Raw genomic sequence first — 16,649 nt, forward strand, 5'->3', positions numbered from 1 at the left:
ATACATGCTGTGAGCCTGGAAGTACTCATGGTGACTGTCCCCGTGAACCAGGAGAACTCACATGATCCTCTCGATCTCAGGCGTGGTCCTGCTCGGCATCGTCGTCTTCATCTTCTTCCGCAAGGACGGCCTCAAGGCCTCGCACCTGCTGGTCGCCGTGCTGTTCGGCTTCTACCTCGCGAGTACGGCCATCGCCCCGAGCATCAAGGCAGGCGGTGAGAGCCTGGCGGGCCTCCTCGGCGGCATCAAGTTCTGACCGCCCGCTCCCCCCACGCCCGACATCCGCACGTACGCACTCCCAGGAGGCAGCAGTGGCCCGGCGGCCCCTCCCCCGCATTCTGAGCAACGGCGGCGCGCAGCTCGCCCGGAGCCGGGAGCTGGCCCGGACGGCGGCCGACGGCGCCACCGACGTCCTCCAGCCGCTGATCACGATCGCCCGCGGTCTGCGCCGACTGGCCGCGGCCGCGGGGCGCAGATGGACCGAGACCCCCAAGGACCGGCGCGGCGCGCTGCTGTTCCTGGTGGCCTCGGTGGTCCTGGTCGTGGCACTCGTGCCGTACGGCCCGCTGCTCGCCGTCATCGCCTTGATGGCGGCGGCAGCCTGGCAGGGCAGGGACCGCACCCCACCGGCGCCCCAGGGGCCCGACGACACCCAGAGCAAGCGCCTGCAGTCGCTCTACGAGGCGCTCGTCCCGTACTTCTCGGTCGCCGAGGACCCCGAGCCCCTGTACGCCCACGGCGGCGACTGGGAGAAGGCGTTCCCGGCGTACGAGTTCGACGGCGGCGGCCGCTTCGCCCACCTGGTGATCCGCTACCCCGCCTACTTCACCGACGGCGAGGCCGCGTCCCGGGTCCGGATCGAGCACCTGCTCGCCGCGAAGTCCGGCCGGGGCAGGGAGTACCGCTTCACATGGGACGAGGAGGCCAACCACCTCTCCGTCGACGTGCTCCCCGCGCTCCCCACCGACATCACCGCCCAGCGCTTCGTGACGACGCCCGGCGAGACCGTCCTCGGCTTCACCGACCCGACCGGGGTCCAGCGCACGCTCCCGCTCACCCACGGCGCGGAGCAGCGGGACGTACCGCCGGTCGTCTGGCGCACCGGCATCCGCTCGACCGAACCCCACCTGCTGGTCCTGGGGCAGCCGGGCACCGGCACGTCCACCCTGCTGCGCTCGGTCGCCCTGCAGGCGCTGCACCACGGCGACCTGCTGATCGTCGACGGCGGCGGCACCGGCGAGTACGCCTGCCTGGTGGGGCGGGACGGCGTCCTGGCGGTCGAGTGCGGCCTCACCGGCGCGCTGACCAGCCTGGAGTGGGCCGCGGCGGAGACGGAACGCCGGCTGATCTCCGTCAACCGGGCCCGCCAGGAGGGTCTGGCGGCGCCGGACGACACCCGGCGGCCCCTGTGGGTCTTCCTGGACCGTCCGACCGCCTTCACCCACCTCGCCGACACGAACGGCCGCCGGGACCCGCAGACCCTGCTCCAGGTTCCGCTGCGGCACGGCCGGGCGGCCAACGTCACGGTGGTCGTCGCCGACCAGCTGGACGCCCTGGACGGACTCACCGACGCCGTACGGCAGCACACGCGCGCGCGTGTCGTCCTCGGACCGGCCACGGCGGACGAGCTGACGAGCGCGCTGGGCGCACCCCCGCGCACCACGCCCGTCGACCAGGTCCCGCCCGGCCGGGGGTACGCCCGTCTGGGCGGCGGCCCGGTGCACCGGCTCCAGGTCCCGGCCACCCCGGACCCCTACGACGACGCGACGAGCGACGCACACCGGCAGGCGGTGCTCGACCTGCTCCCCCCGCGCACGACACCGGCGGACGGGGAGCAGGCGCCCCTCCCCCCGGAAGCCGAGGCGGAGGCGGAGGCGTCGGCGAGGGCCGTGTCCATGGAGAAGCCGGACAGGATGGACGCCCCGGACGACCTGACCGGGGGCGAGCCGGACACCGGGGGCGAGCCGGACCCCGGGGGCGAGGCGGATACCGGGAGCGAGGCGGTGGAGGCCGGGACGGACACCGCCCCGGTGGTGGTGGCGGTGGAGGCGGCCGGGACGACGGCCGAGCCGGTTCCCGCTGAGACAGTCCCCGGCAAGGCCGTCGCGGCGGAAACCTCCTGACGCCGTGGCCGGGGCGGCGCGACCCACCGCGCCGCCTCCCGCCGCACCACGTGTGCGGGGCGTGACCCGCCCCGCACGGTTCGGGTCACGCCACGAACGTCCGCGGTGCCTCGCCGCCCCCGGCCCCGCCGCTCTCCACCAGCCGGGCCGCCGCCGCCAGTCGTACCGCCGCCTCCTCGGCCACCGCGCCGCCGACGGTGAACGGCAGCCTGACGTAGCCCTCGAAGGCACCGTCGACCCCGAAGCGGGGCCCGGACGGCACGCGTACGCCCACCCGCTCCCCCGCCTCGGCGAGCCGGGAGCCCGACAGGCCCCCGGTCCGCACCCACAGGGTCAGCCCGCCGCGGGGCACCTCGAACTCCCAGTCGGGCAGCTCCCGCCGCACCGCCGCCACCAGCTCGTCCCGGTTCCGCCTGGCCTGTTCCCGGCGCACCGTCACGGCCTGCTCCCAGCCGCCGGTGCTGAACAGCCAGTTCACGGCGAGCTGCTCCAGCACCGGCGTGCCCATGTCGGCGTACGCCCGCGCGGCGACCAGGCTGCGGATCACGTCGGGCGCGGCACGGACCCAGCCGATGCGCATCCCGGCCCAGAAGGCCTTGCTCGCGGAGCCGACGGTGACGACGGTGGACCCGGCCGGGTCGAAGGCGCACACGGGTCGCGGTTTCTCCACGTCGTCGTCCAGCCGCAGCTCGCTCATCGTCTCGTCGGCCACGAGCACCGTCCCCGCCGAGCGGGCCGCGTCCACCAGGCGCCGTCGCTGGTCGTCGTCGGCGAGCGCGCCGGTGGGGTTGTGGAAGTCGGCGACGACGTAGGCGATGCGGGGCGCCGCCTCGCGCAGCACCTGGCGCCAGCGGTCCACGTCCCAGCCGGCGAGTCCCTCGGCCATCGCGACGGGCACCAGCCGGGCCCCTGCCTCGCGCATCAGCTGAAGGATGTTGGCGTAGGACGGGGACTCCACGGCGATGCGCTCGCCGCGTCCGCCGAAGAGGTGGCAGATGGCGTCGATCGCGCCCATCGCGCCCGTGGTCACCATGATCTGCTCGGGCATGGTGGGGATGCCCCGCGCGGTGTAGCGCTCGGCGATCATCGCGCGTAGCGCGGGCAGTCCGGCCGGGTAGTCGCCGTGGGTGTGCGCGTACGGCGGCAGCTCCTCCAGGGCGCCCTGCACCGCGCGGGTGAGCCAGGGCTCCGGTGCGGGCAGGGCCGCGCAGCCCAGGTCGATCACCGAGCCGAGGGCCTCGGGCGGCAGCGGTTCGAGACCGCGGGCCGGCAGCGGGTTCCCGGCCGGGACCGCGGTCCAGCTGCCCGCGCCGCGCCGGGACTCCAGGAAGCCCTCGGCGCGCAGCGCCTCGTAGGCGGCGGCGACGGTGGTGCGGCTGACGGTCAGCGCGAGGGCCAGCTCGCGTTCTGCGGGCAGCCGGGCGGCGACCGGGACACGGCCCTCCAGCACCAGCAGCCGGACACCGTCGGCGAGCGCCCGGTAGGCCGGCGGGCGGCGGGTGCCGGGCCCGGCCGGACGGTCCTGCTGGGAGCCGAGCAGTCGGGCGAGCTGGCCCGCCCCCACGGCCGAGGTCCACTGCGCCATGGAAATCAGTCCACCTTCCCGGAATTGGCCATGGTTGACTCTCCTTCTCAAGCCACAGGGTGTCATGCGGCAGGCCACTACCACCACACAGGGGGCACCTCATGTCCAGGCGGTCCGGGAAGTCCACGCACCTCGCACGGCGGCTGACCCAGCTCTACGGCGGCCTCGTGCTGTACGGGGCCAGTTCGGCCCTGCTGGTCAGGTCCGGGCTCGGTCTGGAGCCGTGGAACGTGCTGCATCAGGGCCTCGCGGAGCACACCGGCCTGTCGATGGGCGTGGTGCTCACGATCGTGGGCGCGGCCGTCCTGCTGCTGTGGATACCGCTGCGCCAGCGGCCGGGCCTCGGCACCGTCTCCAACGTGCTCGTGATCGGCGCCGCCATGGACGCCACGCTGGGTGTCGTGCCCGACGCCCATGGTTGGAGCCTGCGGATCGCGATGATGGTGGCGGGCATCGTGCTGAACGGCGCGGCGACCGGGCTGTACATCGCGGCCCGGTTCGGTCCCGGCCCGCGCGACGGCCTGATGACCGGGCTGAACCAGCGCACGGGGCTCTCGGTGCGCCTGGTGCGGACCGCCGTCGAGATCACCGTCGTGGTGACGGGCTTCGCCCTCGGCGGCACGGTCGGCCTCGGCACCCTGCTGTACGCCGTGTCGATCGGCCCGCTCGCCCAGGTGTTCCTGCGCGTGTTCGCCGTGCCGACGGCACCGGACGGCAGCACGGTGGTTGCCGCCGCTCGGCCCCGGCGCGCGATACTGCGTCGGTGACCACGCCGATACGCCACCCGTACCTCGACCATCCGGGCCCGATCCCCTTCGCCCACCGGGGCGGGGCGGCGGACGGCCTGGAGAACACGCTGCGGCAGTTCCGCCGGGCGGTCGGGACGGGCTACCGGTACATCGAGACCGACGTGCACGCCACGCGGGACGGGAGGCTGGTCGCCTTCCACGACGCGACCCTGGACCGGGTGACGGACGGGGCCGGCCGGATCGCCGACCTGCCGTGGGAACGGGTGCGCCACGCGCGCGTGGCGGGCGAGGAACCGGTGCCGCTCTTCGAGGAGCTCCTGGAGGCCCTCCCCGAGGTGCGCTGGAACATCGACGTGAAGGCGGAGCCGGCGCTGCGGCCCCTCCTGGAGCTGATCGCGCGGACGGACGCCTGGGACCGGATCTGCGTGGGCTCGTTCTCCGAGGCACGCGTGGTCCGCGCCCAGCGGCTGGCCGGTCCTCGCCTGGCCACCTCGTACGGCACCCGGGGCGTCCTCGGTCTGCGGCTGCGCTCCTGGGGCGTGCCCGCCGGGCCGCGCCGCTCGGCGGTGGCCGCGCAGGTTCCCGAGGCACAGTCGGGCATCCCGGTGGTGGACCGCCGCTTCGTGCGGGCCGCCCACGCGCGCGGGCAGCAGGTGCACGTGTGGACGGTGAACGATCCGGACCGGATGCACCGGCTCCTGGACCTGGGAGTGGATGGCATCATGACCGATCACATCGACACACTGCGCAAGGTCATGGAGGACCGCGGCGTCTGGGCATGAGCCTTGGCGGGGCCCCGGGGGACGGTGCGCACTCACGGGGAAGCGAGGGCACGGGTGGGTACCGACACCCTGCACAGCGAGGCGGCCGACGGGGCCGCCGACCGGCGGCGCGAACAGCGGGGCTGGTACTTCTACGACTGGGCGTGCTCGGTCTACTCCACGAGCGTGCTCACCGTGTTCCTGGGTCCCTATCTGACGTCGGTCGCCGAGTCGGCGGCGGACGCGGACGGGTACGTCCACCCGCTGGGCATACCCGTGCGGGCCGGGTCGTTCTTCGCGTACTCGGTGTCCCTGTCGGTGATCGTGGCGGTGCTGGTGATGCCCCTGGTGGGGGCCGCCGCCGACCGCTCGGGGCGCAAGAAGCCGCTGCTGGCCGCCGCCGCGTACACCGGCGCGGCGGCCACGACCGCCATGTTCTTCCTCGACGGCGACCGCTATCTGCTGGGCGGGCTGCTCCTGGTCGTCGCGAACGCCGCGCAGTCGGTCGCGATGATGCTCTACAACTCCTATCTGCCCCAGATCGCCCCGCCCGAGGAGCGCGACGCCGTCTCCTCGCGCGGCTGGGCCTTCGGATACGCGGCCGGTGGCCTGGTGCTGGTCGTCAATCTGGTCCTCTACACCGGCCACGACTCCTTCGGGCTGAGCGAGAGCGCGGCGGTCCGCGTCTGCCTGGCCTCGGCGGGGCTGTGGTGGGGCGCCTTCGCGCTCATTCCGCTGCGGCGGCTGCGCGATCGTCGCGCGGTGGCCCGGGAGGCGGCGCTGCCCGGGTTCCGGCAGCTCGCGGCGACCGTCCGCGACATGCGCCGCCGCCCGCTGACGCTGGCCTTCCTGCTGGCGTACCTGGTCTACAACGACGGCATCCAGACGGTGATCTCCCAGGCGTCGGTGTACGGCTCCGAGGAACTCGGCCTGGGGCAGTCCACGCTCATCGTGGCGGTGCTGCTGGTGCAGGTCCTGGCGGTGGTGGGCGCGCTGGCGCTCGGCCGGCTGGCCCGGACGTACGGGGCCAGGCGCACGATCCTCGGTTCGCTGGTCGCCTGGACGGTGACCCTCGCGGCGGGGTACTTCCTGCCGGCCGGGGCACCGGCGTGGTTCTTCGTACTGGCCGCCGGGATCGGCCTCGTCCTGGGCGGCAGCCAGGCGCTGTCCCGGTCCCTGTTCTCCCACCTGGTCCCGCCCGGCAAGGAGGCCGAGTACTTCTCGGCGTACGAACTGAGCGACCGCGGGATGAGCTGGCTGGGGCCGCTGCTCTTCGGTCTCACCTACCAGCTCACCGGGAGCTACCGCGACGCGATCATCTCGCTGGTCGCCTTCTTCGTGATCGGTTTCGTGCTGCTGGCGCGGGTACCGGTGCGGCGGGCGATCCGGGACGCGGGCAATCCGGTACCCGAAAGGATTTAGCACTCGGCGCGAAAGGGCTGTAGTGTACGCGTTTGGCCTGCCAGGCGTACCGTTACTGCGCGTCAAAGGTGCCGAATCGCTATGTCACCTCTGTCGACAGAGGTGACAAACCGGACGTCGGCGGGTACTGCACTGGTTGCAAGGCTGCGGCTGCGACGGCGACGCAGGGCCCGGATCGGGAGTCCGGACGGGAATCTTTACCGCCGCCCGGACGTTGACCGGATGACGACGACAGCGACACCTGTCCTGTGGGCGACAAGCCCGGGAGGCACGATTCATGAGTGAGCGAGCTCTTCGCGGCACGCGCCTCGTGGTGACCAGCTACGAGACGGACCGCGGCATCGACCTGGCCCCGCGCCAGGCCGTGGAGTACGCATGCGAGAAGGGGCATCGATTCGAGATGCCCTTCTCGGTCGAGGCGGAGATCCCGCCGGAGTGGGAGTGCAAGGTCTGCGGGGCCCAGGCACTCCTGGTTGACGGCGACGGCCCTGAGGAGAAGAAGGCCAAGCCCGCGCGTACGCACTGGGACATGCTGATGGAGCGACGCACCCGCGAGGAACTCGAAGAGGTCCTCGAGGAGCGGCTGGCCGTTCTGCGCTCCGGCGCGATGAACATCGCGGTGCATCCGCGAGACAGCCGCAAGAGTGCGTAGCGGGAAACCCTAGGCGACACAACGAAGAACCGCGGGTGCCGCACACGAAGTCCGTGTGCGGCACCCGCGGTTCTTCGTTGTGTCCGGGCGGAGCCGGGGCTCAGCGCGTCAGCGGAGGGCGGGGGTCCTGCGGGGAGTCGTCCGGGTCGTCCCGTATGACCTCGCCCTGGACGACCTTGCCGTCCGGGCGGTGCATGCGGGCCTGGCGGAAGGCGTCGCCCAGGCTGCCCGGACCGGCGTCGCGGAGCCTGCGCTCCACCGTCCGCTGGGCGTAGCGGCTGACGGCCTTCTGCACCGGCGGCAGCAGCATGATCAGGCCGAGCGCGTCCGAGATCAGGCCGGGCAGGATCAGGAGCAGCCCGCCCAGCATCATCAGGCCGTTGCCCTCGCTGTTGGGGCGGGCGGCTTCGGGCGGTGTGCCCGACTGCTGCTGGTTGAGCGTCTCGGTGAGATTGCGGAAGGCCCGGCGGCCGGCCGCCTTGATGACCACGGAGCCCAGGACCACGCCGGCGACCAGGAGCAGGAAGACCACGAAGCCGCTGGACGCCCCCGCGACCACCGTCAGCAGCCAGATCTCCAGCACGAGCCAGACGGCGACGCCCAGCGGCAAAAGCGTGCGCAGCCGGGAACGCGGAGGCCGGGCGGGGGACCTGGGGGTCTGAGCGCCAGTCGTCATACTCCCAGTGTGCCTGGCCCCGGCTCAGTGCGGCATAAGGGGGCGGTCGGGCGAAGGCAGTGGTCAGACGCAGGAGGCGGTCAGGCGTTCGCGTCGGACGCCTTTGTCGACTTCTCGCTCGGAACCTGCTGACCGTCGGGGGTCGCGTCGGGCCGCCTGTCGCGGCCCAGGACCTTGCCGACCCGCTCCCCCACGCCCCAGGTGGTGACCCGCCAGAGGGCCTCCACGAGGATGTCGCGGCTCATCTTGGAGTCGCCGAGTTCGCGCTCGACGAACGTGATCGGCACCTCCACGACGTGGTAGCCGGCCTTCATCGCCCGGCGGGCGAGGTCGACCTGGAAGCAGTAGCCCTGCGAGGAGACCTCTTCGAGGCCGAGCCCCTCCAGGGTCTCGCGGCGGAAGGCGCGGTAGCCGCCGGTGATGTCGCGCAGCGGCAGATCGAGCGCGATCCGCGAGTACATGCTGCCGCCGCGCGAGATGAACTCGCGGGACTTGGGCCAGTTCACCACCCGGCCGCCGGGCACCCAGCGGGAGCCGAGCACCAGGTCGGCGCCCTTGAGGGCGGTCAGCAGCCGGGGCAGTTCCTCGGGCTGGTGGGAGCCGTCGGCGTCCATCTCGATCAGCACGCCGTAGTCGTGTTCCAGGCCCCAGCGGAAGCCCGCGAGGTAGGCGGCGCCCAGCCCTTCCTTGCCCTTGCGGTGCATGACCCGGACGTGGTCGTCCCCGGCCGCGAGTTCGTCGGCGAGTCTGCCGGTGCCGTCGGGGCTGTTGTCGTCCGCCACGAGAACGTGCGCCTCGGGGACCGCCTCGCGCACGCGCGCGACGATCGCCTTGATGTTCTCCGCCTCGTTGTAGGTCGGAATGATCACCAGGGCCGTGCCCAGGGGGCCGAACTTCCTCCCCCGCCCCGCAGCCGCGGGCGTCCCGTCGCCGTCGTTCACCACTGCCCCTTCGTGTCCGTACACAGAGGACCACCATAATCGCCGCGGCCTGCGCCGACGCGACAGGACGGCCGTACCGTGGTGTCGTTTTCCCGGGACCGGGGTAGGGATGGCCGATTCGGGCCGTTGTGCGACGGATGGGGGCCCGGCACCCTTCGGGCCGGCCAGGGACCCGCCGGCTGCGGGTCGACCTGAGCCGTTGTCTACTGAGCGCCCGGGCCCCACCCGGGTCACACCTCCCGACCGGCCGTAACGTTCCCTCGTCCCGGCGCGAGCGCTGAGCCTGGCTCCCAGTGGCGGTGCCCCGGTGCGGCACACCGTCCCTGACTCAGCGGCGCCGCGACGCGGAAGGTTCCCCGGTCGGGCGTCCGGTGGTGGACTCGGCCGAACCTACCGGCCCCCCGCCGTCGCCTGTCAACAGTCGTTCGACCTGCGCCTTTACTGTCAATGCGCAGGTCAGCGCGGAGGAGACGCAGGTCGTGGCCGGGCGAAGATCATCGCCCCGTCGGCCGTGGAGATCACTCGCCCGGCCGTACGAAGACCGTCCGGCCGCCCACCACGGTACGCAGGCAGACGGGCAGGTCCCGGCCCGGGGTGAGGTCGGGCAGGCCGGGGGTGCCGGAGCGCGGGTCGGTGGACCAGCGCGCCACCCGGTCGTCGGGGGCCTGGACGACGAGTTCGCCGGTGCGCCACACGGCGTAGTCCGCGGGCACGCCCGGGACCAGGACGCCCGCGTCGTCGCGGCCGATCGCCCGCCAGCCGCCGCGCGTGTGCGCGGTGAACGCGGCGCGGACGGAGACGCGGTGCTCCGGCGTGCGGTGGAAGGCGGCGGCCCGGACGGTGCCCCAGGGATCGAGGGGCGTGACCGGGCTGTCGGAGCCGAAGGCGAGCGGCACCCCGGCGCGCAGCAGGGACGCGAAGGGGTTGAGCGTGCGGGCCCGCTCGCTGCCCAGGCGCCGGGCGTACATGCCGTCCTCGCCGCCCCAGAGCGCGTCGAAGGCGGGCTGCACGGAGGCCGTCAGGCCCAGTTCGGCGAAGGCCGCGACGGACTCCGGAGTGAGCATCTCGGCGTGCTCGATCCGGTGCCGGGCGGCGCGGACGCGGGCGAGGCCGACCTTGTCGGCGGCGGCGCGCACCCCCTCCACGACGGCGGTCACGGCGGCGTCGCCGATGGCGTGGAAGCCCGCCTGGAGTCCGGCCTCGGTGCAGGCGACGACATGGGCGGCGACGGCGGCGGCGTCCAGGTGCGCGGTGCCGGTGTGTCCGGCGTCGGCGTAGGGCTGGTGCAGGGAGGCGGTGTGCGAGCCGAGGGAGCCGTCGACGAAGAGGTCGCCGGCGGCCCCGACGGCGCCCAGCTCCCGCGCCTTGTCGACGTCCTGTTCGGCCCAGTAGCCGATCACCCGCGGCCCGTGCTCCTCGGCGGACAGGCGCAGCAGGCCGGTGAGGTCGTCCTCGGAGGAGATGTCCGGGCCTGCGCATTCGTGAACGGTTCCGATGCCGAGGGAGGCGGCGTGCGCGAGGGCGGCGCGCTGGGCCCCGGCGCGCTGGGCGGGGGTGACGGCCCCGAGGGCGGCGGCGCGTACGGCGTGGTGGGCGTCGCCGGTGAGCGGGCCGTCCTCGCGGGGGAGGTCGCCGGGTGCCAGGTCGAGCAGGGCGGTGGTGACGACGGCCGAGTGGACGTCGATACGGCTGAGGTAGAGGGGCCGGCCACCGGTCGCCGCGTCCAGTTCGGTGCGCGTGGGGGGCTGTCCGTCGGGCCAGCGGGCCGCGTCCCAGCCGTGGCCGAGGAGCACCCGGTCGTCCGGACGGGCGGCGGCGAACTCCCGTACGAGCGCGAGGGCGGCGGCCCGGTCGGGGGCACCGGAGAGGTCGAGGCCGGTGAGGGCGAGGCCCGTCGCCGTGGTGTGCACGTGTGCGTCGGTGAACGCCGGGGTGACGAGCGCGCCGTCCAGGTCGACCACCTCGTCCACGCCGTCCGCGAAGGCGTCCGCGGCGCCCTCCGAACCGACCCAGGCGACCTGGCCGCGTTCGACGACCATGGCCGTCGCGAAGGGGTCGGCGGGACTGTGGACCTCGCCGCGGCGCAGCAGGACGGTCGTGGAGGGGGTGGTGGACTCACTCATGGACACCAGTCTCGCCCCTCACGGGGGCCGCCCGGCAGCCGGGGCGGGTCGGGCGGCGTCCCGTGTCCGGCCCTCGCCCGCGGGCGCGGGTTCAGATCCGCGGCGGACGGGCCTCGTACGGGGTCGACAGGACCACGGTGGTGCGGGTCGACACACCGGCGAGGGAACGCACGCGCGCGAGCAGTTCCTCCAGCTCGTGCGGGGTGGACACTCGGACCTTGAGGATGTAGTTCTCGTCGCCCGCGACGCTGTGGCAGGCCTCGATCTCGGGGACGCCGGCGAGGCGGTCCGCGATGTCGTCGGGGGCGCTGGGATCGAAGGGTTTCACCGAGATGAAGGCGGTCATCGGCAGCCCGACGGCCTCCGGGTCGACGACCGCGGCGTAACCGCGGATGACGCCACGCTGTTCGAGCCGCCGCACCCGCTGGTGCACGGCCGACGTGGACAGGCCCGTGGCCTTGCCCAGGTCGGTGTAGCTCATCCGCCCGTCCTTGACGAGCAGCTGCACGATCTGTCGGTCCAGCTCCTCCATGGCGCAAGAACCTACAGTGCGGTTGATCTCCTCGGATACCTGAGCGGTCCGGGTCATGCCCCGTTCGTGATGTGACGGGACGTCGGACCGCGGCCGGGCGGGGACAAAACCGCCGCAGGGGACACCTGTGAGCGTCATGTGACGAAGACCACACCTCTTGGGCGGTCTCCGTGATGTTCTCGTGATTACCCCGAAGGGGGGACGGGAAGTGCTTGCTGTGGTCGAGGCCGCAGTGCCGTCACGGCCCAGCCCGAGGGGGAGAATCCCATGCAGAGTCTTAAGCGCCCTGGTCGTACCGCGTCCAAGCGGCAGCAGCCGGTCGTCGAGCCCGTATCGGAGGGGGTCGAACCCGACGCGTTCGACGACCCGGAGCCCGACGCCTACGACACCTTCGAGATGTACCGGGTGATCTGCCCGGACTGCGCGCAGCCCATCGCCCTGCTGGCGGACGAGGAGGCGCTGCCGGAGCACGCGTTGTGCGCCTCGCCGTGGAATCCGTTCGGGCTCACGGTCTGCGCGGGCACCGGCCGCAGGGCCACCGACGCGCGCCCCGCGGACGAGTCCTTCCAGCCCCACGAGCAGGACACCGCCCTGCTGTTGACGCTCCCCCGGGGCCTCGACTGGCGGACCCAGCCCTTCTCCCACGTGGGCGGCCCGGGCTCGCGCCCGATGCGGGTGCCGACGATGCGGCGCGAAGCGGCCTGAGGCTTCCCGGCACCTCCCTCCGGGAGACGCCGCCGCCTTCCTCCGTCCCCGACCGCGCCACGGCTCGCAGACCGCCGTGGCGCGAGCCGGTGTGCCCTGCCGGAGGCGTTCGCCGGCAGTCGGCCGCCGATGGCCGACGGCATGTCAGGCCGCCCACGGCAACGAGGGCATGGCGACGGACGCCCGCGAACTCACGCTCGAATGCCCCCGCCGGTGACCTGTGCGCGCTTCGCCGCGTTGCCCGGGTATGACCCACACGTCCTCGGCGACCGGGCTCCGGCGCCGTGTGTTCGTCCCGGTGTCCGCGGGACCGGTCCCCCCGGCCCCGCGCGTCCCGGACCCGCCGATCTACCGTGAACTGATGCGGACCTGGGCCGACGGCGGCCGCACCCTGCCGGGGCGGCACGACCCGGAGTGGGCCAGGCTCGCGGAACCCCCGCGCCAACTCGGCGACTTCTTCGCCACGGGTGACTTCTTCGCCACGGACGGATGTCGCGCCACCGGTGACTTCCGGGTCACCGGTGACTTCCGGGTCAGCCCCGACTTCACCGGCTCTCGGGACCCGCGAGGTGACGGGCGATGACCATCCGCTGGATCTGGTTGGTGCCCTCGACGATCTGCAGCACCTTGGCCTCGCGCATGTACCGCTCGGCCGGGAAGTCGGCGGTGTAGCCGTATCCGCCGAGGATCTGCACGGCGTCGGTGGTGACCCGCATCGCGGTGTCGGTGCAGTGCAGCTTGGCCATGGCGGCCTGCTTGGCGAACGGCAGCCCGGCGTCGCGCAGTCGCGCAGCCGCCAGGTACAGGGCGCGGCCCGCCTCGATCTGCGTCGCCATGTCGGCCAGCATGAACCGCAGCCCCTGGAAGTCGGCGATCGGCTTGCCGAACTGGCGCCGCTCGGCCGCGTAGGAGACCGCCTCGTCCAGCGCCGCCTGGGCCACGCCGATCGCGCAGGCGGCGATGCCGAGCCGCCCGGACTCCAGGGCGGACAGGGCGATCGCGAAGCCCTGCCCCTCGTCGCCGAGGCGGCGGGCGTCGGGGACCCGCACGCCGTCGAGGTGGACCTGTGCGGTGGGCGAGCCCTTGAGCCCCATCTTCCTCTCCGGCACCGCGGCGCTCAGCCCCTCGGCGTCGGCGGGCACCAGGAAGGCGGTGATGCCCCGCGGCCCCTCCTCGCCGGTGCGCGCCATGACGGTGTAGAAGTCGGCGATGCCGCCGTGGGTGATCCATGCCTTGGTGCCGGTGATCACCCAGTCTCCCCCGCTCTGGCGCACGGCCTTGGTGCGCAGCGAGGCGGCGTCGGAGCCGGAGGTGGGTTCGGAGAGGCAGTAGGCGCCGAGCAGGCCACCTGCGAGCATCGCGGGCAGGTGCTCGGCCTGCTGCTCCTTGGTGCCGTGGGCGGCCAGCGCATAGGAGGCGAGCGTGTGCACGCTGACGCCGAGGCCGACGGTGAGCCGGGCCGCGGCCAGCTCCTCGAGAACCTGGAGGTAGACCTCGTACGGCTGCTCGCCGCCGCCGAACTGGGCGTCGTAAGGGAGGCCGAGCAGGCCGGAGTCGGAGAGGAGGGCGAAGACCTCGCGCGGGAAGCGTCCGGCGTCCTCCTCCTCGGCCGCGCTCGGGGCGATCTCACGCTGCGCGATGTCGCGGACGAGCGAGATCAGATCCCGTGCCTCGTCCGTGGGCAGTTGCCGGTCCACCGGCTGCGGGGCGCGGTCGGGCATGGCGACGCTCTCCTCCCTGTCGGGCACATCGGCGGACGTGCGCCTTGGGTGGAGGCGGCTCCGCCGGGTCGTTCGGGCCTGGTCGATGCTCGCACTCCCGGGTCTCGGAAGCTGCTGACCAGCGGCTGTGCGCTGTGAGTATGCCCGATCGGCGGCACGGAGTCACCAGTTAACGACCGCTTACTCCAAGAAATCCGCGGCGGGCACCGGCGGGCCCGGATCGAGGCCCCGGAAGCCGAAGTTGGTCCGCACCATTGACCGTACTGGTCTAGTCCTCCTACGGTGACGGACCGAACGCATTACCGCGTTCATGCCAATCGGCGCGCGTTCCCTCTTCCCCCCACGAGGAGACACCCGATGCACGTCCCGCACCTCCCCCGCGTCCGCCCCACCCGGGCGCTCTTCTCCGCCCTGTGTGCCGCCGCCCTCGGCGCCGGGCTGCTGGCCGGCGGCGGCCCGGCCTCGGCCTCGGTCGCCGCCCCGGCCGAGGCCCCCGCCGCGTCGGCCGCGGCCGGGTCCAAGGTCGTCGGCTACTTCACCGAATGGGGCGTCTACGACCGCGACTACCACGTCAAGAACATCGAGTCGTCGGGCTCCGCCGGCGAACTCACCCACATCAACTACTCGTTCGGCAACGTCACCGGCGGCAAGTGCGCCATGGGCGACGCCTACGCGGCGACCGACCGGGCCTACACCGCGGCCGACTCCGTCGACGGCGTCGCCGACACCTGGGACCAGCCGCTACGCGGCAACTTCAACCAGCTGCTCAAGCTGAAGAAGAAGCACCCCGACCTGAAGATCCTGTGGTCCTTCGGCGGCTGGACCTGGTCCGGCGGCTTCGCGCAGGCCGCGCAGAACCCGGAGGCGTTCGCCCAGTCCTGCTACGACCTGGTCGAGAACTCGAAGTGGGCCGACGTCTTCGACGGCATCGACATCGACTGGGAGTACCCGAACGCCTGCGGTCTGAGCTGCGACACCAGCGGCCGTGAGGCGTTCTCGAAGCTGATGGGCGCCCTGCGCGCCAAGTTCGGCCAGGACTACCTGGTCACCGCGGCGATCACGGCCGACGCCACGTCCGGCGGCAAGATCGACGCGGCGGACTACGCGGGCGCCGCCCAGTACGTCGACTGGTACAACCCGATGACGTACGACTTCTTCGGCGCCTGGGACGCCACCGGCCCGACCGCTCCGCACTCGCCGCTGACCTCGTACTCGGGCATCCCGAAGGAGGGCTTCCACACCTCGGCGACGATCGCGAAGCTCAAGGGGCTCGGCATTCCGTCCTCGAAGCTCCTGCTCGGACTCGGCTTCTACGGCCGCGGCTGGACCGGCGTCACCCAGTCGGAACCGGGCGGCACCGCGACCGGACCGGCGAAGGGCACCTACGAGAACGGCATCGAGGACTACAAGGTGCTGAAGAACAGCTGCCCGGCGACCGGCACGGTGGCCGGCACCGCGTACGCCAAGTGCGGCAGCGACTGGTGGAGCTACGACACCCCGGAGACCATCGCGACCAAGATGGCCTACAAGAACGAGCAGGGTCTGGGCGGCACGTTCTTCTGGGAGCTCAGTGGTGACACCGCGGACGGTGAGTTGATCAAGGCGATCGACTGACCGTGTGGACGGGGGGCGAAGGGGCGGAGGCCGGCTCGGGCCTCCGCCCCTTCGTCAGACGTCGCCCCGGCCGTCAGGCGCCGTCACGGCGGGCAGCGGCCGGGGCCGGGCAGGCGGGGTCCAGTTCCTCGATGGCGCGCAGGGTGCCGCCCAGCGTCCTCACCAGCAGTTCGCGCATGGTCTCGCGAGGCATCTCGGAGCCGCCGATCCAGTCCAGGGTGGCGCCCTCGACACTGCACACCCAGGCGAGCAGGCCCATGCGGGCGAGCGAACCGATGTCGCAACGGCCGTACGCCCCCTCGGCGATGGTGGCGACGATGGCCTCGCGCACGCCGTCCCGGATGGCGTGCACCTCGGCGTCGAAGCCGACTCCGCCGCTGACGATCGTGCGGTACGCGGCCTGGTTCTGCTCGGCGTAGCGCAGGTAGCCGTCGATGGTGCGGTGGACGCGGTCCACCTGGGGCAGTTCGGTGCCGCGCGCGGCGGTGGTGACGAGACCGGCGACGGAGTCCTGGATGATCGCCAGGTAGTAGCCCCGCTTGGACTGGAAGTAGTAGTAGATCAGCCCCTTGGCGACATGCGCCTGGCGGGCGATGTCGTCCATCGAGAGCGCGTCGTACGACGTGTCCGCGAACAACCTCCGCCCGATGGCGATGAGTTCGGCGCGGCGTGCCAGCGAGCGCTCGGTGCCGCGCGCCCGGGGACGGGCATCGGCACGTTGTTGACTGATATTCAATTTGGACCCTGGTCTCCTACGGGCGTCGGGACATCCGCAGTATGGCAGGTCGGGGCGTGGGGCAGGTCACACGCGGATCACGTCACAGGAGGCCCAGCTGGACGACGAGCATCGCGACGACCACGACGAGGGTCCAGCCCATGACGTGCTCGAAGATCTTCGGGCCGTCGTCCTCGGGGCCGCCGGTACGGGTGCGTGCGGCGCGGGCGGCGGTGGCGGTGTGTGCGGTCATGGCGTCTCGCTGATCTCGGGCTTCGGCTTCGGTGGACCCCCCGGGCAACGCTGTCCACCTTGCCACCGTGAGCGGCT

General features: G+C 72.8%; 17 protein-coding genes. 9 read left to right on the forward strand and 8 right to left on the reverse strand.

Annotated features, from left to right (window positions below; translation table 11 throughout):
- The first annotated feature begins 61 nt into the window (after window positions 1-61).
- Window positions 62-256 carry a hypothetical protein gene (locus tag BJ961_RS23825; protein WP_115741101.1) on the forward strand — a complete coding sequence of 65 codons (195 nt, stop codon included), beginning with the start codon at window positions 62-64 and terminating at the stop codon, window positions 254-256.
- A gap of 55 nt (window positions 257-311) precedes the next feature.
- The gene (locus BJ961_RS23830; RefSeq protein ID WP_271414842.1) at window positions 312-2,123 is read left to right on the forward strand and encodes a hypothetical protein; all 1,812 of its coding nucleotides are present in this window, start codon (window positions 312-314) and stop codon (window positions 2,121-2,123) included.
- Between the two features lie 85 nt (window positions 2,124-2,208).
- Here BJ961_RS23830 and BJ961_RS23835 read toward each other — a convergent pair whose 3' ends face one another.
- Window positions 2,209-3,708: an SCO1417 family PLP biosynthesis transcription factor gene (locus tag BJ961_RS23835; RefSeq protein WP_271414843.1), complete on the reverse strand. Its 1,500-nt coding sequence runs from the start codon at window positions 3,706-3,708 to the stop codon at window positions 2,209-2,211.
- A 101-nt stretch (window positions 3,709-3,809) separates the two neighbouring features.
- Between BJ961_RS23835 and yczE the strand changes: the two genes are divergently transcribed.
- The 4 genes from yczE (at window position 3,810) to BJ961_RS23855 (ending at window position 7,292) form a co-directional block, all read left to right on the forward strand.
- Window positions 3,810-4,475, forward strand: a complete 666-nt coding sequence (gene yczE / locus BJ961_RS23840) for a membrane protein YczE (RefSeq protein ID WP_271414844.1) — start codon at window positions 3,810-3,812, stop codon at window positions 4,473-4,475.
- On the forward strand, window positions 4,472-5,239 hold the full coding sequence (locus tag BJ961_RS23845) for a glycerophosphodiester phosphodiesterase (RefSeq protein ID WP_271414845.1): 768 nt from the start codon (window positions 4,472-4,474) through the stop codon (window positions 5,237-5,239). The genes yczE and BJ961_RS23845 overlap by 4 nt, the downstream gene beginning before the upstream one ends.
- Before the next feature lie 54 nt (window positions 5,240-5,293).
- Window positions 5,294-6,640: an MFS transporter gene (locus tag BJ961_RS23850; RefSeq protein WP_271414846.1), complete on the forward strand. Its 1,347-nt coding sequence runs from the start codon at window positions 5,294-5,296 to the stop codon at window positions 6,638-6,640.
- Window positions 6,641-6,917: 277 nt separating this feature from the next.
- Window positions 6,918-7,292, forward strand: coding sequence for an RNA polymerase-binding protein RbpA (locus BJ961_RS23855; protein WP_003977404.1), 375 nt, complete (start codon window positions 6,918-6,920; stop codon window positions 7,290-7,292).
- 100 nt (window positions 7,293-7,392) lie between these two features.
- Here the strand turns inward: BJ961_RS23855 and fxsA are convergent, their stop codons facing one another.
- The 4 genes from fxsA to BJ961_RS23875 form a co-directional block, all read right to left on the reverse strand.
- Window positions 7,393-7,968: an FxsA family membrane protein gene (gene fxsA / locus BJ961_RS23860; protein ID WP_271414847.1), complete on the reverse strand. Its 576-nt coding sequence runs from the start codon at window positions 7,966-7,968 to the stop codon at window positions 7,393-7,395.
- 80 nt (window positions 7,969-8,048) lie between these two features.
- Window positions 8,049-8,909 (reverse strand): polyprenol monophosphomannose synthase, encoded by an 861-nt coding sequence (locus BJ961_RS23865; RefSeq protein ID WP_271414848.1) that lies wholly within the window; start codon window positions 8,907-8,909, stop codon window positions 8,049-8,051.
- Between the two features lie 518 nt (window positions 8,910-9,427).
- On the reverse strand, window positions 9,428-11,032 hold the full coding sequence (locus BJ961_RS23870; RefSeq protein ID WP_271414849.1) for an amidohydrolase: 1,605 nt from the start codon (window positions 11,030-11,032) through the stop codon (window positions 9,428-9,430).
- Between the two features lie 91 nt (window positions 11,033-11,123).
- Complete coding sequence (locus tag BJ961_RS23875; RefSeq protein ID WP_030867874.1) at window positions 11,124-11,564, reverse strand: Lrp/AsnC family transcriptional regulator; 441 nt, start codon at window positions 11,562-11,564, stop codon at window positions 11,124-11,126.
- Window positions 11,565-11,831: 267 nt separating this feature from the next.
- On the opposite strand from BJ961_RS23875, the gene BJ961_RS23880 reads away from it, so the two are divergent.
- Window positions 11,832-12,269, forward strand: coding sequence for a hypothetical protein (locus BJ961_RS23880; RefSeq protein WP_271414850.1), 438 nt, complete (start codon window positions 11,832-11,834; stop codon window positions 12,267-12,269).
- Window positions 12,270-12,516: 247 nt separating this feature from the next.
- Window positions 12,517-12,852, forward strand: a complete 336-nt coding sequence (locus tag BJ961_RS23885) for a hypothetical protein (RefSeq protein WP_381160265.1) — start codon at window positions 12,517-12,519, stop codon at window positions 12,850-12,852.
- Here the strand turns inward: BJ961_RS23885 and BJ961_RS23890 are convergent.
- Window positions 12,815-13,990 (reverse strand): acyl-CoA dehydrogenase family protein, encoded by a 1,176-nt coding sequence (locus BJ961_RS23890; RefSeq protein ID WP_271414852.1) that lies wholly within the window; start codon window positions 13,988-13,990, stop codon window positions 12,815-12,817. The genes BJ961_RS23885 and BJ961_RS23890 overlap by 38 nt on opposite strands.
- A 357-nt stretch (window positions 13,991-14,347) precedes the next feature.
- On the opposite strand from BJ961_RS23890, the gene BJ961_RS23895 reads away from it, so the two are divergent.
- The gene (locus BJ961_RS23895; protein WP_271414853.1) at window positions 14,348-15,604 is read left to right on the forward strand and encodes a glycoside hydrolase family 18 protein; all 1,257 of its coding nucleotides are present in this window, start codon (window positions 14,348-14,350) and stop codon (window positions 15,602-15,604) included.
- 73 nt (window positions 15,605-15,677) lie between these two features.
- Here the strand turns inward: BJ961_RS23895 and BJ961_RS23900 are convergent, their stop codons facing one another.
- Together BJ961_RS23900 and BJ961_RS23905 are read right to left on the reverse strand one after the other, a co-directional pair.
- Window positions 15,678-16,340: a TetR/AcrR family transcriptional regulator gene (locus tag BJ961_RS23900; RefSeq protein WP_271414854.1), complete on the reverse strand. Its 663-nt coding sequence runs from the start codon at window positions 16,338-16,340 to the stop codon at window positions 15,678-15,680.
- Window positions 16,341-16,422: 82 nt separating this feature from the next.
- The gene (locus BJ961_RS23905; protein ID WP_271414855.1) at window positions 16,423-16,572 is read right to left on the reverse strand and encodes an SCO1431 family membrane protein; all 150 of its coding nucleotides are present in this window, start codon (window positions 16,570-16,572) and stop codon (window positions 16,423-16,425) included.
- Window positions 16,573-16,649 lie beyond the last annotated feature (77 nt).

The sequence above is a fragment of the Streptomyces lienomycini genome (genome assembly GCF_027947595.1).
Lineage (GTDB): Bacteria > Actinomycetota > Actinomycetes > Streptomycetales > Streptomycetaceae > Streptomyces > Streptomyces lienomycini.